Source organism: Allokutzneria albata (assembly GCF_900103775.1).
In the GTDB taxonomy this organism is placed as follows: Bacteria; Actinomycetota; Actinomycetes; order Mycobacteriales; family Pseudonocardiaceae; genus Allokutzneria; species Allokutzneria albata.
On sequence record NZ_LT629701.1, the window covers coordinates 2,203,208 to 2,216,790 of the forward strand.

The following is a 13,583-nucleotide window of genomic DNA, read 5'->3' on the forward strand; positions in this document are numbered from 1 at the left end:
CGATTATGGACAATGCGCTGATGGAGACGCGACGGCTGCAGCTGCTGCTCGAACTGTCCCGGTTGGGCTCGATGCGCGCGGTCGCCGACGCGCTCGGCACCACGACGTCCACGGTCTCCCAGCAGATCGCCGTGCTGGCAAGGGAAGCCGGGGCCCAGTTGCTGGAGCCGCACGGCAGGCGCGTCCGGCTGACCCCGGCGGGACGGCGGCTGGCCGAGCACGCGGTGACGATCCTGGCCGCGGTCGAGACGGCGCGCGCGGACCTGCACCCCAGCACGGATCCGGTGGGCACCGTGCGGACGGCGGGCTTCGCCACCGCGATCAGCCGCTCCCTGCTGCCCCTGGTGCTGGAGTTCGCGGACAGCCACCCCGGGGTGCGGTTGATCACGCACGAGCACGAACCCGCCGAGGCCGTCGCGCTGCTCGGCGCCGACGAGATCGACCTGGCGATGGTCTACGACTACAACCTCGCGCCGGCACCGCTGGACGCCTCGCTGGAGTCGATTCCACTGTGGACGGCGCGGTGGGGTCTCGGTGTGCCGGAGCACCTGGCGGCCGGGGTGTCCGGGAACTCGCTCGCGGTCTTCGAGGCCTTCCGCGAGCACGACCTGATCGGCAACTCCCGCAACCGCGCCGACGAGGACGTGGTGCGCGTGCTCACCTCGATGGCGGGGGCCGGGCCCGCGGTGCGGCACAAGGCGGACAGCCTGGACCTGGTGGAGGAGCTGATCGTCGCCGGGCTCGGGGTCGGCCTGCTGCCCGTCGAGCGCCCGCACCGGGCCGGTGTCCGGCTCGTCCCGCTCGCCGAGCCCGAGGTGCGGCTGCGCTCCTACGCGGTGATCCGCCGGGGCCGCCGCACCTGGCCACCGCTGGCCCTGGTGCTGGACCGGCTCACCGCCGCTCGTTAGCCGCCCGGCGTTCGACCTGGTCGGCGAAGTCGTTCCACGCCTCGGCGCACTGCCGGGCGATCCGGGCCATGCCCTTGGCGCAGTGCCGGGGAACGGCCTCGGCGAAACGCTCCCACTCGCGGCGGTCCAGGAAGTGCGCGCCGAGCAACCGCAGCACGCCCCGGCCCACCTCCGAGCAGCGCAGCGACGGGTCGCGGCGCAGGTTGTTCAGCAGGTCGAGGGAGTCGGTGAAGCCCCGGGCCGCGGCGGGCTCCTCCGCGCGGCGGCGCGGCCCGACCGGGTCCTGACCGAGCCGGACCCGCTCCCGCACGTCCTTGGCGGTGCCGATGCTGATCCCCGCGGCCGCCGCCACCTCGCGCAGGGAGGAGCCGGGCGCGCTGGCCAGCAGTTCCGCAGCGCGCAGCCTGCCGCTGATCCGGTCGAGCGGGCGGACCCGGCCGTCCAGGCCCATCCTGCTGCCGCGCCGGGGGACGGGCGCGCCGGCCCGCGCGGCGGCGATGGTCTTCGGCGACAGCCCCGCCGCGGCGGCGATCCGCCGGTCCGACCACTCGGGATAGGTGCTGACCAACCGCAGCGCCGCCGCTTTGCGGTCCACTGTGGACAGTGTGTTGCGGCGGACGGCGAGCAGGAAGCCGGAGTCGGGGTCACCGTGGAACAGCTCCACCTCCACGCTGTCCTCACCGCGCAGCTCCGCGGCGCGCAGCCGGTGCCTTCCGTCGAGGACTGCCATGGTGGACCGGCACACCAGGATCGGCGCGAGTGGATCGGGCTGCTCGGCGATGCGCCGGGCGAGCTCCTCGTCCACCCCGCCGAGCCTGGGCGAGTCGCTTCCGCGCAGCTCGGCGATCGGCACCCGGGTACGCTCGCGCGGCTGGGTGCCGACGTCCTGCTGGGCGGTCACGACTTCTCCTTGGCGGCCGGGGGGAGTCCGAAGCTAGCGGTGGACCCCCGCCCGGTCACGCCCCGTGAATCGGTGACGCGGCGCTGTCAGGCCGGATCGAGCACGAAGACCGGGATCTCCCGATCCGTCTTCTTCTGGTAGTCGGCGTAGTCCGGGAAGGCCGCGACCGCGCGCTCCCACCAGAGCGCCTTCTCCTCGCCGGTCACCTCGCGCGCCACGTAGTCGCCGACCTCGGTGCGGTCCCGCAGCTCCACGTTCGGCTCGGTGAGCACGTTGTAGTACCAGACCGGGTGCTTCGGCGCCCCGCCGAGCGAGGCCACGGCCGCGTAGGAACCGTTGTGCTCCACGCGCATCAGCGGGGTCTTGCGCAGCTTGCCGGACTTGTTGCCCTTGGTGGTCAGAATGATCACCGGCAGCCCGCGCATCGTCGTGCCCTCGGTGCCGCCCGAGCTCTCGTACAGCTCGACCTGGTTGCGCACCCACTCGGTCGGGCTGGGCTCGTACTCGCCGGTCAACGGCATGGCAACGCTCCTAACATCGAGGCTTCTGCCCCTGGTGCAACACCGTGAAGATCACCCGCATTCCGCAGGTCACCGGAGTGGGTGATCCCGGGTCTCCGGCAGCGCGAGCACGCACACCACCGACAGGACCCCGTACGCGGCCATCAGCACCCCGACCGCGATGCTGCCGTAGGCCGCCTGCAACGCGGTCGCCACCAGCGGCGGAACCGCCCCGCCGAGCACCGTCGCCAGGTTGTAGCTCAACCCGACCGCCGTGTACCGGTGCTCGGTCTCGAACAGCTCGGCCATGTAGGCCGCCGCCGGGCCCAGCACGGCGCCTCCGACGACCAGCAGCAGGCAGAGGCCGACCCCGACGAGCGCCACCGAGCCGCTGTCGATGATCGGGAACACCACCAGCCCGCACACCACGGCCGCGACGTTCCCGCCGAGGATCACCCGCCGCCGCCCGACCCGGTCGGAGTACAGGGCCCCGGCCGCGGTCGCCGCCACCAGCACGAGCCCGCCGATCACCCCGAGCAGCAGCATCGTCGGCTGCGACAGCCGCAGGACCGCGGTGCCGTAGCTGGTCAGGTACACCGTGCCGATGTAGTTCAGGCCGAACGCCGCGCTCAGCGCTCCCCCGCCGAGCAGGATGTGCCGCGTGTGCGCCGTGAACGCCGCGCGCAGCGGCCACCGCCTGCTCGGCTCCGCCGCGCGGAACACCGGCGTCTCGGCGATCCGCAGGCGCACGTAGAGGCCCACCGCGATCAGCACGACGCTGAGCAGGAACGGGATGCGCCAGCCCCACGCGACGAACGACTCCCGGCTCATCGTCAACCCGCTGATCAGGAAGGTCACGCTCGTCAGGAAGAACGCCGTCCCCGGCCCCAGCTGCGGGTACATACCCGAACGCCCCCGGCTGCCCGGCTCGGAGTGCTCCACCGCCAGCAGCGCCGCGCCACCCCACTCCCCGCCGACCGCGATCCCCTGCAGGAACCGCAGGACCACCAGGATCACCGGCGCCGCCACCCCGATCGAGGCCGCGCTCGGCAACAGCCCGACCCCCACCGTCGACAAGCCCATCAGCAGCAACGTGTACGTCAGGGTTCGCTTGCGCCCCAAGCGATCCCCGAGGTGCCCGAACAACGCCGCCCCGAGCGGCCTCGCCACGAACGCCACCGCGAACGACGCGAAGGCCGCCACCGTCCCCGCCGTCGCCCCCAGCGCCGGGAAGAACAACGTCGGGAACACCAGCGCCGCCGCCGTGCCGTAGACGAAGAAATCGTAGAACTCGATCGCCGTCCCCGCGAACGACGCGAACGCGATCCTGCGCTGCACGGTGCTGTTTCCTCTCAGACTCTGATTCCGCCCAGCTTTCTTGACCGGGCGGGGTTGCGACAAGCGGGAACGCGGTGGGCCTGACCACTGTTCGCTTTGATCCGAAGCTTCTGGGGTTGGGATTTTCCGGGTTGGGAACGGCTGGGCTTCCAGCCTTGGGGGTCGGCTTGACCTGGGCCCCTTGCGCGTGCCAACGGCCTGCCGGGCGGGCACGATCAGGAACCGGCCCTCGCGGGAAAGCGCATGGCAGGCGAACCCCAGGTTTTCGGGCTTGTCGGGCGCCCGGGAATTCACCCTTAGAGCCGCGATCGTCCATCTTGTTCGACCAAAATCGAAAGCATGGATCCGATAGGCCTCCTATGCTGCCCCGGCTGAAGCTGCAGCCGCTTTCGCGGAGGAGGTGCCGGCGTTTGAGTTGCCGATGTCCAAGGCCAACCGGCTGCTGCACCGCGCCTCGGAGCTGACCGCTCACGCAACCCTGGCGGATGACCGGATCGATCGCATCGCCCGCGCACTGCCGAAGGACCATCGCACTCTGGGTCGGAAGCGGGCTACGGCTACCTGCCCGCGCACATCGGGAGGGGGTTGCAGTGGACGGGATCTGGAACCGATCGCCGAACCCGCGCCCTCCCAGTGCGAGCCGGGTTCGACGACATGTTCGCGCGGGCGACTCGCGGGCGCGGGACTGCCTCCGTGGGTCGGGATTGTCGGCGGCACTGGTGATCGAAGGTCAGTCGCGCCAGGTGACCAGTTCGTCGAACGGTTTGCGGCGCTCGGTGAGGCGACGGCTGGGTGGCGCGTCCGGGTCGGCGGGATAGCCCAGGGTGAGCACACCGGCGAGGGCGACGTCGTCGGGGAACTGGGCGATCTCGGCGAGGGCGTGGAGTTGTTCGGGTGGGGCGGGGCTGTAGAAGCCGCAAGTCAGGCCCTCGTCGATCGCGGCGAGTTGCAGCAGCATGAACAGCGCACCGGCGTCGAACCACCAGAATGGCACCGGCCACGGGATTTCGCTGCCGTCCGAGGTGAGCTTGTCGGATTCGGTGTAGCGCTCGTGGTAGGACGCTTCCCGTATCCCGATGGCGATGTGCACGGGGGCCTGTGAGATCCACGGCTGGTAGCCGTGTTCGCGGTACCAGGGCTCGGCTACCGCGGCCAGTCGTCGGCGCAGCGCCGGATCGGTGATCACCACCAGTCGGTGACCCTGGCTGTAACCGGCACTGGGAGCCCGGCGGACGACCCGCACGACCCGGCGCAGTGTCTCGGCGGGCACCGGATCCGTCCGGTAGTGGCGCACCATCCGGCGGCCCCGCAGCACTTCGGCGAAATCCATCGGTCCAGCCTTTCTCGTCAGGGCCGGTCGGCGGCGCGCAGGCGGGCGATGGGCAGCAGCGTCAGCAGGCCGAGCACGCCCAGCAGGCCGAAGGCGAGACGGAAATCGCCCGTGCCGTCCCGCAGCGCTCCCACCAGCACCGGAGCCAGCGCGGCACTGCCGTAGCCGACGAAGAACGCCATCGCGCTGATCCGCCCGGCCTCACCGGCATCACGGCTCACCACGACCGGCATGGTCAACACGAGTGTGAACAGGCCGCCGTGCCCGAGGCCCAGAGCGATGATCCACAGCCACGTCGCCGTGCCCGGCGCGATCGCCAGCCCCAGGAAACCGGCGGCGGTCACCGTCATCGTGAACGCGAGGCCACCTCGCTTGTCCCGGTTCTCGCCGAGCAGCGCGGGCACGGCCAGCATCGCGACGACCTGGATGGAGATCATCACCGTCAGCATGATCCCGGAAGCAGCGGCACCGTGGCCCCCGTCGGAGTGCAGCAGCGGCACCACCCAAGCCAGCTCGCAGTAGTACAGCGCCGAGTTGACCGCCGACAGGACCGTGATCCGCCAAGCCAGGCCGCTGCGCCACGGCAGACCCCGCGTCGCAGGCCCGGCAAGGGCGGCGACCTCGTCCAACCCCAGCGACCTCTTCGCAGCCGACCACGTCACCATCCCCGCCACCGCGAGGACCGCCCACGACGCCAGCGCTCCCGGCCAGGACGCCAGCAGGTCGGCCAGCGGTGCGCTCACGCCGGCCGCCACCGCTCCACCAAAGCCGAGACCCGCGGTGTAGACGCCGGTCACCAGGCTCGCTCGCGTGGCGAACCGCGTCTTGACCACGGCAGGCAACAAGGTCTGGGCGATCGCGATCCCGGCCCCCACGACCGCCGCACTGCTCAACTGCAGCCAGGTGGACGCACCGGCCAGCCGCGCCGCGGTGGCCACCGCGATGACCGCGAGCCCGAACAGCACCCCGCGCTGCAACCCGAAGCGACGGCCCACGTACGCGCCCAGCGGCGCGCAAACACCCATGGCCAGCGTGGGAATGGTGGTCAGCAACGCCGCTCCGGTCGCGGACAGATCCAGATCGGCCCGGATGCGATCCACCAGCGGCGAGACCGCGGCGATGGCCGGTCGCAGGTTCGCCGCGGCGGCGAACAGCGCGACCGCCGCGGCTCCCAGGGATGTACGGGTCGCAATGCCTGTCATGAGCACCCCAGTCGTTGATCTCGGATATTTCTTGTCCGAGTTCTACCACAACTCGGATGCTTTGTGTCCGAGATCGGTAGGATGGAGCTCGTGAAGATGTCGAACGGCGTGGAGTGGGCCCTGCACAGCTGCGTCACGCTCAGCCAGAGCCAGGAGCCGGTACCGGCGGCGCGGCTGGCGGAACTGCACGGCACCCCGCCGGCGTACACGGCCAAGCACCTGCAGGCGTTGTCCCGAGCCGGGATCGTCCGGTCCACGGCCGGTCAGGTGGGCGGCTACACCCTCACCAGACCCGCCGCGGCGATCAGCGTGCTTGACGTCGTGCAGGCGATCGACGGCGGTGAACCCGCCTACCGGTGCGCGGAGATCCGGCAGCGTGGCCCGCTGGGCATTCCCCCGGAGCAATGCGTGCGCCAGTGCGCGATCGCCCGCACGATGGCCGCCGCCCAGCAAGCGTGGTCACACGCGCTCGCCGGCGTCACCGTCGCCGATTTGGCCGAGGGCATCGACGAGGACAGCGGCGGCACCGCGATGGCCGACGTGCGCGGTTGGCTGCTCAAGACCCGGGGCTGAGCTTCTGCCGGACGCGCGATGCGTCGGGATGACCGAGCGAGGTGTAGATGGCGCAGGCGCTCCGCCATTCCCGGTCGGCGTCGGCGCGGTGCCCCAGGGAATCATGGGCATCGCCGAGGTGCTCACGGGCGAACGCCTCGTAGTACAGGTCGCCGAGTTCCTGGTCGAGCCGCAGAGACTCCGAGTAGTGTGCGATCGCCTCCTCGGTGCGACCGAGGCGGTGCGCGGCGTAGCCGACACCGAGCAGCGCATCTGCTTGCCCCTCAAGGAAACCAAGCGTCCGGTACAGATCGAGGGCCGCGACGCAGTGCGCGTGGGCGGCGTGGGACGGCCGGGACAGCGCGGTGAACCAACCGAGCGCGTTGAGGGTGTCCGCGCGTGCGGCCCGGCCCGTCGCGGAATCGAGGAGAGCGAAGGCACTGCGCGCGTGCGCGAGGGCTTCCGGATAGTTCCTGTGCACTTCGTGAACGCGACCGATGGCGAGGCGGGACAGGATCTCGCCCTCGCGGTCACCGATCTCCTGGAAGATCTCCAATGCGAGAGTCAGCTCGCCGATCGCCGTGCGCGGGTCGCTCATCTTGCGGTGGGCGTGCCCGAGCAACCGCCGGGAACGGGCCTCCTCCTGGCGGTTCCCGGTCTCGACAGCGGCGGCCACTGCCTTCTGGTGCACGAACACCCGATCCTCGCGGTGTCCGCGCCTGCGCAGGAAAACCGCCCAAGCCCAAGCCAGCCGCCACACGGAGGAACCGTTCGCGACACCGACCGCGTCGCGCAGTGCGGGATGCTCCTCGGTGAACCACGCCATCGCCTGGTCGTAGCCGGAGATCGCGAACACGGCGACGTCGGGCGAAGGAGCCGGGGGAAGCAACTCCGCGGTGCCATGGGGTTCGAGGTAGCGGTACCCGGCGATCGACGTGGTGAGGAAGTAGTCGACGAAGCGCTGCTGGGCCGCGTGCACGTCGTCCGAGGCGTCGTGGGCCAACTCCCCCGCGTAGAACCGAAGTAGGTCGTGGAAGCGAAAACGGCCGCGGCGCCACTCTTGCAGCAGCCCGGCGCGTGACAACTCCGCGAGCATCGTGCGAGTCTCCGACACCGCGATACCCGCCGTGCCGGCCGCAGCGTGCACGCCGACGTCCGGCCCAGGATGGTTGCCCAGCAAGCGAAACAGGCGCGCCGTGCCGGGCTTCAAAGCGCGATAGGACCAGGACAGGACCGCGCGCAGATCGCCGTCCTCGAACGCGTCCAAGCGCTGCGCTTCTTCGTCGAGTTCCGCGACCAAGTCCCGCAACGAGAACGTCGGCCGCTCCACGGCACGGGCGGCCACGACGGACAAGGCCAGCGGCAGGCCGGCGCACCGCGAACACAACACTCGCGCTGATTCTTCTTCCGCCGCAACGCGTTCCGCACCGACGATCCGGGTCAGGTACTCCACGGCACCGGCGTCGGTGAGCAGCCCGACCTCCAACGGACGCGCGCCTTCGCGCACCACGAGACCGGTCAACCGCTCCCGGCTGGTGATCAGGGTCAGGGAGCTGGTGCCACCGGGCAGCAACGGCCGGACCTGGTCGGCATCACGCGCGTTGTCGAGCACCACGAGCACGGATCGGCGCGCCACCAGGCTGCGGTACAACGCGGTCTTCGCGTCGAGACCGGGCGGAACGCGTTGCGGGTGGACGCCAAGGGCGTCGAGGAACCCGTGCAGCACCTCATCCGGCTTGACCGGCTCACCGGAAGGGTCAAAGCCACGCAGGTTCGCGTGCAGCTGCCCGTGCGGGAAGCGCTCCGCGACCTGGCTCGCCCACTGCAACGCGAGCTGGGTCTTGCCGACGCCCGCAGTCCCGTGGATCACCTGGACCGGCGCGTCCGAGCCGGCGAGCGCGCGCAGCTCCTCCGCCCTGCCCACGAAGTTCGCGGTCGGGCGGGGGAGCTGACGCGGCACCAGCGGTTCGGCACGAGCTGCGTGGAAGTGCACATCGCCGTGGATCTCCCCCGCCTGCACGCTGTGGCCCGCGACCGTCCCCGACAGCTCGTTGCGCATCAGCCCAGTATCAGGCCCGGGTCGGCAGCTCCGTGATCGCTTTGGCGATTCCCTTCTTGTCGTAGCTGTTGGTCGGCACGGTCGCCGAGTGGGCATGGCGGATCACACCGTTCCGGTCGATCAGCAGCGAACCGGACTGCTGCAGAGCGCCGAACACCTTCTTCATCAGCCCGACCGCCTCGTGCGGGGTGCCGCGACGGCCGGTGACCACCGGGAACGGGACCTGGCGTTTGGCCCGCCAGGCCTCGGCCTCGGCTCGGCCCTCGGGGACGGCGATCAGCACGCGCACGTTGGCCGCGGTCAGCTCGGCGGACCGCCGCACGAGGTCCTTGACGTGGCTGTTGCAGACGGCGCAGGCGGTCGAGCGCATGAAGTAGAGCAGGACGTTGTCCGTGCCCCGGTAGTCCGCGAGGCGGACCGCGCGCCCGGCGGTGTCCTCGAACTCGATGTCAGCGACGGTGGAACCGGTTTCAAGCATGGGGTTCTCCTTGTGAGGTCTCGAGCAGCTGGCGGACCGTCGCCCTGGCCCGGTGCAGGCGGGACTTCATCGCGGGCACGCTCAGCCCGAGCGCGTCGGCGGTCATCCGTCCCGAACAGCCCTGGATGTCGCGCATGATCAGCACGCGGCGCTGGTCGGCGGGCAGCGCCGCGATCGCCGCGGCCACTCGCTGGGCCTCCAGCCGCTGCATGACGTCGTCCTCCGCCGAGGCGATCGCGGCCGGGCGCGCCAGGTCGTCGCCCCGCAACGCGCGCGCGGCCTGACGCAGGCACAGGTTGCGCACGATCCGGAACATCCACGACGCGAGCGCGGCGGATGCCCGCAGGGTGCCGATCTTGCGGTACAGGATGATCAGCGCTTCCTGCGCCGAGTCCTCCGCGTCCTCCGGGGTGGCGCACAGCGAGCGCGCGAAGCGCTGGATGTGCGGGTGCGAGCCCGACATCAGCGCGGCGATCGCTGCCTCGTCCCCGCCCTGGGCGGCGACGATCAGCGGCTCCCTCGGCCAACCGGGATCAGCCACGACAACCTCCTCCAGCACCGGGGATCTCCCGACGCTTACAAGAGGCGGCGGGCGAGCCGAAGGATTCAGCCCCGGATGAGACCTGCGTCACGCCGGGACGAGCGAGCGCACGTCCCAGACCCACACCCCGCCCACGTACACCGAGTCCCGCCGCAGCAGGTCTGCAACGGCCCTGCCCACGCGGCCACTGCGCTCCTCCGGAGACAGCACCACCACGTCCGCGGCCCAGTACCGCAGATCCCGCAGCATGTTCTCCCGGTCGGCTTCGGTGATCGGGACCTCGTCGCTGCCGCGCACCTTGGCCAGCAGTTCCGACGTCGGCCGCCGCACCGCGCCGTAGGTGCCCGCGCGATCCGGTCCGGCGGGCCCGACGAAGTACCCCTCGGCGAGCCGGAAACCCATCCCCGTCCTCGCCTGCCACGACAGTGCGCGCGCGTCGCCCGGGTCGGGCAGCGGGACCACGACGACCGAGCCGTCGTCCACCCAGTCCCGCCAGGTCCCGTCGGCGAAGAACGCCGGCGGCTTGGGACGGCCGAACGTGTCGAGCGGGGTCGGGGCGATGGGCAGCAGGACGGCGGTGATCATCCCGAACCACAGCACGCGGTGCTTGCCCACTCCGGCCAGGTGGTCCGTGGCGAGCGCGAGCAGGAGCCCGATCAGCGGCACGCAGGCCATCGCGAACCGCGAGGGCAGCACGGACTCGAACAGCGGCAGTCCGCCGAGCAGCGCCCACGGGCCGGGCACCGTCTCCGTGCCGTAGACGACCACGACGGCGCCGAAGGACAGCAAGGCCATCACCGCCGTGGTGATCGCGAGCGTCCGAGCCGTCGTGACCCGCCACAGGACGATCGCCAGCACGATGACGAACACGACGAGCGGCCAGCCGAAGAACGCGTTCTCCTCCGTGCGGTTCATCGACAGCACGGCCGCGTCCATCTTGTTGCCCGCGAAGGTCTTCGTCGCGAACGTGGTGAGCGCGGCGACGTCGTTGCCACCGCCGTGCCGCAGCGAGGCGTAGCTCTGCGGGCCGAAGAACTGCCACCACAACGGAACGGCGCACACCACAATGGACAGTCCGGCCGCGACACCGAAACCCTTCGCCAGGGGCCGAAGCATCGGGCGGACCTCGGCGGGCCGGACCGCGGCGTGCACCAGCAGGGCGATCACGAGCGTGACCATGCACAGCAGCAGCGGCTCCTCACCGATGAAGATCTGGTAGGTCACCAGCAGCCCGAGGATCACCCCGTCCCGGACCGGCCGCGCTCCCCTGGCGATGCGCAGCGCGCGGGCGACGATGAACGGCAGCACGAACAGCGCGACGAAGTTGGGATGCCCGTTGCCGTGCGAGATCACCGAGGGGGCGAATCCGCAGAAGCCGCCGCCGACCAGCGCTCCCGCCCGCGAGTACCCGAACTCCTTCGTCATCACGTGGCACCAGGCCCACGCGGTGCCCGCGAGCGAGCCGGTCAGCACCACCGTCCACGTCGTGGTGGGCCCGAACAGCAACGTGATCGGGGCCAGCGGAACGCCGAGGCCGAGCACCGTCGTGTTCGCCATCATGTTCACGCCGAGCGGGTAGTTCTGCAGCTCCGAGTGCAGCGGGTTGCCGAAGTCGGTCACCGCCTTGGCCGCCGAGGCGAAGAACCACTCGAACATGTTCTGGTCCTGACCGCTGAAGGTCAGGTAGCTGTTCGCCGGACTGCGCCACAGGTGCAGGTAGACGAACACGGCGAGCGGCAGGTAGACCAGCGCAGGGAGAAAGCGGTTGAAACGGCTCACACTCGGTAATACCGATCGGTTGTCGTGTTTCGTTGTGTGTCAAAGGACACCGGACAAGAACTCCGATCCTAGTCAACCCGTGGAAACCGAATCGACGACGGGGCGCGGTGCTGCCACCGTTGTCGCATGGACCTCGTCTTCCTCCACGGGCCCGCCGCGTCGGGCAAGCTGACCGTCGCGCGCGCCCTCGCGGAGCGGGTCGGGTATCCGGTGTTCCACAACCACCTCGTCGTGGACCTGCTGACCACCGTGTTCCCGTTCGGCACCGAGCCTTTCGTGCGACTGCGGGAACGCATGTGGCTCGACGTGATCACGGACGCCGCCAGGACCGGAACGTCACTGATCTTCACATTCGCCCCCGAGCCCACCGTGCCCGCCGGGTTCCCCGGGCGCGTGCGGTCGGCCGTGGAGTCGGCGGGCGGGCGGGTCCGCTTCGTGCGGCTGCTGGTCGGGCGGGCCGAGCAGGAGCGGCGGATCGGCGCCCCGAGCCGCGCCGAGTTCCACAAGCTCGCCGACGTCGAGGTGCTGCGGCGGATCCGGCAGTCCCACGACGCCTCGGAGCAGCCACCGTCCGATGTGGACATCGACACCGAGACCTGCGACGCCGAGACCTCCGCGGAGATCATCGCCGAGCGGTTCGCGCTACCGTGGCAGGAGCCCCTTCCGCGTTACATTTAGCCATGGCCACCTGGGACGACGTCCGTCGCATCGCCCTCGCGCTCCCGGAGACGACCGAGCGCCCCACCTACGACGCCGCGCCCGCGTGGCGGGTGAAGGACAAGGCGTTCGCCTGGGAGCGCCCGCTGCGCCGCGCCGACCTCGACGCGCTCGGGGACTCCGCGCCGACCGGCCCGGTCCTCGGGGTGCGGGTGCCGGACCTGGGCGCCAAGGAGGCCCTGCTCGCCGAGCCCGGCGGCCCGTGCTTCACCACACCGCACTTCGACGGCCACGCCTCGGTGCTCGTCCGGCTGGACCGGATCGACGTCACCGCGCTGGAGGAGCTGCTGACCGAGGCCTGGCTGGACCGCGCGCCGACAAGGCTGGCCCAGCGGTTCCTCGACGAGCACAAGTAGCCACCGGGTGATCTTGATCCATTCCTTCGATACCTCGACGCTGCCCCGAGGGCGTTCGTAGGTTCGAGGCATGGCAACTCCGCACTACGGGTCCGCGCTGCGCGACGAGGTGCGTTCGGCCGGGGTGACCCCGCTGATCGGCGTCTTCGACATGGTCTCGGCCTCGATCGCCGCACGGCACTTCGACGGGTTCTTCGTCTCCGGCTTCGGGTTCGCGGCCTCCTACTACGGGCTGCCGGACATCGGCTACATCGCCTGGCCGGACATGGTGGGCTTCGTGCAGCGGCTGCGGCTGGCCTTCCCGGACAAGCACCTGCTCGTCGACATCGACGACGGTTACGTGGACCCGGAGGTCGCCTGCCACGTGATCGGCCACCTCGAACTCCTCGGCGCGTCCGGGGTGATCCTGGAGGACCAACAGCGGCCGCGGCGCTGCGGGCACGTCTCGGGCAAGCAGATCCTGCCCCTGGAGCAGTACCTGGAGAAGCTGGAGCTGGTGCTGCGGACGCGCACCGACCTCGTCGTGGTCGCGCGCACCGACGCCACCGAGGAGGACGAGATCCTGCGCCGCGCGGCGGCACTCGCCGCGACCGACGCCGACGTGGTGCTGGTGGACGGGGTGGGCAGCGTGCGGCTGATGCGCGAGATCAAGTCGGTGCTCGGCGGCAAACCGCTGCTGTTCAACCAGATCGCCGGAGGCCGCTCGCCCCGGTTGTCGCTGAGCGAGCTGGCCGAGATCGGCGTGGACGTGGCGATCTACAGCACGCCGTGCCTGTTCGCGGCGCACAGCGCGATCGACGAGGAGCTGACGCGGCTGCGCGCCGCCGACGGCAGGCTGCCCGAGGAGTCGATCACCGTCGCCGACTCCTTCGGCCTGCTCAGCCGCAACATCAGCCGCCACCACCGGGAGCCTGTTCACTGA

The 13,583-nt window shown here is 70.8% G+C and carries 14 protein-coding genes; 5 read left to right on the plus strand and 9 right to left on the minus strand.

What is annotated here, in order from left to right; genetic code table 11:
- The first annotated feature begins 20 nt into the window (after nucleotides 1–20).
- Entirely contained in the window at nucleotides 21–908 is an 888-nt protein-coding gene (locus BLT28_RS09950; protein WP_030433455.1) for a LysR family transcriptional regulator, read from the plus strand.
- On the opposite strand, the gene BLT28_RS09955 is transcribed toward BLT28_RS09950, so the two are convergent.
- From BLT28_RS09955 to BLT28_RS09975, 5 genes are all read right to left on the minus strand, one after another.
- Nucleotides 892–1,809 carry a ParB N-terminal domain-containing protein gene (locus BLT28_RS09955; protein ID WP_043814135.1) on the minus strand — a complete coding sequence of 306 codons (918 nt, stop codon included), beginning with the start codon at nucleotides 1,807–1,809 and terminating at the stop codon, nucleotides 892–894. The genes BLT28_RS09950 and BLT28_RS09955 overlap by 17 nt on opposite strands.
- A gap of 86 nt (nucleotides 1,810–1,895) precedes the next feature.
- Entirely contained in the window at nucleotides 1,896–2,330 is a 435-nt protein-coding gene (locus tag BLT28_RS09960) for a nitroreductase family deazaflavin-dependent oxidoreductase (RefSeq protein ID WP_030433457.1), read from the minus strand.
- A gap of 69 nt (nucleotides 2,331–2,399) precedes the next feature.
- Nucleotides 2,400–3,647 (minus strand): MFS transporter, encoded by a 1,248-nt coding sequence (locus BLT28_RS09965; protein WP_231950711.1) that lies wholly within the window; start codon nucleotides 3,645–3,647, stop codon nucleotides 2,400–2,402.
- 730 nt (nucleotides 3,648–4,377) lie between these two features.
- Nucleotides 4,378–4,977 (minus strand): nitroreductase family protein, encoded by a 600-nt coding sequence (locus BLT28_RS09970; RefSeq protein WP_030433459.1) that lies wholly within the window; start codon nucleotides 4,975–4,977, stop codon nucleotides 4,378–4,380.
- A 17-nt stretch (nucleotides 4,978–4,994) separates the two neighbouring features.
- Nucleotides 4,995–6,179, minus strand: a complete 1,185-nt coding sequence (locus BLT28_RS09975; protein ID WP_030433460.1) for an MFS transporter — start codon at nucleotides 6,177–6,179, stop codon at nucleotides 4,995–4,997.
- Nucleotides 6,180–6,275: 96 nt separating this feature from the next.
- Here BLT28_RS09975 and BLT28_RS09980 point away from each other — a divergent pair, with 96 nt between their 5' ends.
- Nucleotides 6,276–6,752, plus strand: coding sequence for an RrF2 family transcriptional regulator (locus BLT28_RS09980; RefSeq protein ID WP_231950842.1), 477 nt, complete (start codon nucleotides 6,276–6,278; stop codon nucleotides 6,750–6,752).
- Here the strand turns inward: BLT28_RS09980 and BLT28_RS09985 are convergent.
- The 4 genes from BLT28_RS09985 to BLT28_RS10000 all read right to left on the minus strand — a co-directional run bounded on the left by BLT28_RS09985 (nucleotide 6,736) and on the right by BLT28_RS10000 (nucleotide 11,588).
- Nucleotides 6,736–8,790: a tetratricopeptide repeat protein gene (locus BLT28_RS09985; RefSeq protein ID WP_052408193.1), complete on the minus strand. Its 2,055-nt coding sequence runs from the start codon at nucleotides 8,788–8,790 to the stop codon at nucleotides 6,736–6,738. The two genes, BLT28_RS09980 and BLT28_RS09985, sit on opposite strands and share 17 nt — an antisense overlap.
- 10 nt (nucleotides 8,791–8,800) lie before the next feature.
- On the minus strand, nucleotides 8,801–9,268 hold the full coding sequence (locus BLT28_RS09990; RefSeq protein ID WP_030433463.1) for a peroxiredoxin family protein: 468 nt from the start codon (nucleotides 9,266–9,268) through the stop codon (nucleotides 8,801–8,803).
- Entirely contained in the window at nucleotides 9,261–9,809 is a 549-nt protein-coding gene (locus BLT28_RS09995) for an RNA polymerase sigma factor (RefSeq protein ID WP_030433464.1), read from the minus strand. The genes BLT28_RS09990 and BLT28_RS09995 overlap by 8 nt, the downstream gene beginning before the upstream one ends.
- A gap of 87 nt (nucleotides 9,810–9,896) precedes the next feature.
- Entirely contained in the window at nucleotides 9,897–11,588 is a 1,692-nt protein-coding gene (locus BLT28_RS10000; RefSeq protein ID WP_043814138.1) for a hypothetical protein, read from the minus strand.
- A gap of 126 nt (nucleotides 11,589–11,714) precedes the next feature.
- Between BLT28_RS10000 and BLT28_RS10005 the strand changes: the two genes are divergently transcribed.
- From BLT28_RS10005 to BLT28_RS10015, 3 genes are all read left to right on the plus strand, one after another.
- The gene (locus BLT28_RS10005; protein ID WP_052408194.1) at nucleotides 11,715–12,266 is read left to right on the plus strand and encodes an AAA family ATPase; all 552 of its coding nucleotides are present in this window, start codon (nucleotides 11,715–11,717) and stop codon (nucleotides 12,264–12,266) included.
- Nucleotides 12,267–12,268: 2 nt separating this feature from the next.
- Nucleotides 12,269–12,661 carry an MmcQ/YjbR family DNA-binding protein gene (locus BLT28_RS10010; protein WP_030433467.1) on the plus strand — a complete coding sequence of 131 codons (393 nt, stop codon included), beginning with the start codon at nucleotides 12,269–12,271 and terminating at the stop codon, nucleotides 12,659–12,661.
- 70 nt (nucleotides 12,662–12,731) lie between these two features.
- Nucleotides 12,732–13,583, plus strand: coding sequence for an isocitrate lyase/PEP mutase family protein (locus BLT28_RS10015; protein ID WP_030433468.1), 852 nt, complete (start codon nucleotides 12,732–12,734; stop codon nucleotides 13,581–13,583).

What these genes read in the sequence shown, in the direction of transcription:
- BLT28_RS09985 (WP_052408193.1), bottom strand. Translation starts at nt 8,790, where the DNA reads ATGCGCAACGAGCTGTCGGGGACGGTCGCGGGCCACAGCGTGCAGGCG.
- BLT28_RS10015 (WP_030433468.1), top strand. Translation starts at nt 12,732, where the DNA reads ATGGCAACTCCGCACTACGGGTCCGCGCTGCGCGACGAGGTGCGTTCG.
- BLT28_RS09975 (WP_030433460.1), bottom strand. Translation starts at nt 6,179, where the DNA reads ATGACAGGCATTGCGACCCGTACATCCCTGGGAGCCGCGGCGGTCGCG.
- BLT28_RS09970 (WP_030433459.1), bottom strand. Translation starts at nt 4,977, where the DNA reads ATGGATTTCGCCGAAGTGCTGCGGGGCCGCCGGATGGTGCGCCACTAC.
- BLT28_RS09980 (WP_231950842.1), top strand. Translation starts at nt 6,276, where the DNA reads ATGTCGAACGGCGTGGAGTGGGCCCTGCACAGCTGCGTCACGCTCAGC.
- BLT28_RS09950 (WP_030433455.1), top strand. Translation starts at nt 21, where the DNA reads ATGGAGACGCGACGGCTGCAGCTGCTGCTCGAACTGTCCCGGTTGGGC.
- BLT28_RS10010 (WP_030433467.1), top strand. Translation starts at nt 12,269, where the DNA reads ATGGCCACCTGGGACGACGTCCGTCGCATCGCCCTCGCGCTCCCGGAG.
- BLT28_RS10005 (WP_052408194.1), top strand. Translation starts at nt 11,715, where the DNA reads ATGGACCTCGTCTTCCTCCACGGGCCCGCCGCGTCGGGCAAGCTGACC.
- BLT28_RS09960 (WP_030433457.1), bottom strand. Translation starts at nt 2,330, where the DNA reads ATGCCGTTGACCGGCGAGTACGAGCCCAGCCCGACCGAGTGGGTGCGC.
- BLT28_RS09990 (WP_030433463.1), bottom strand. Translation starts at nt 9,268, where the DNA reads ATGCTTGAAACCGGTTCCACCGTCGCTGACATCGAGTTCGAGGACACC.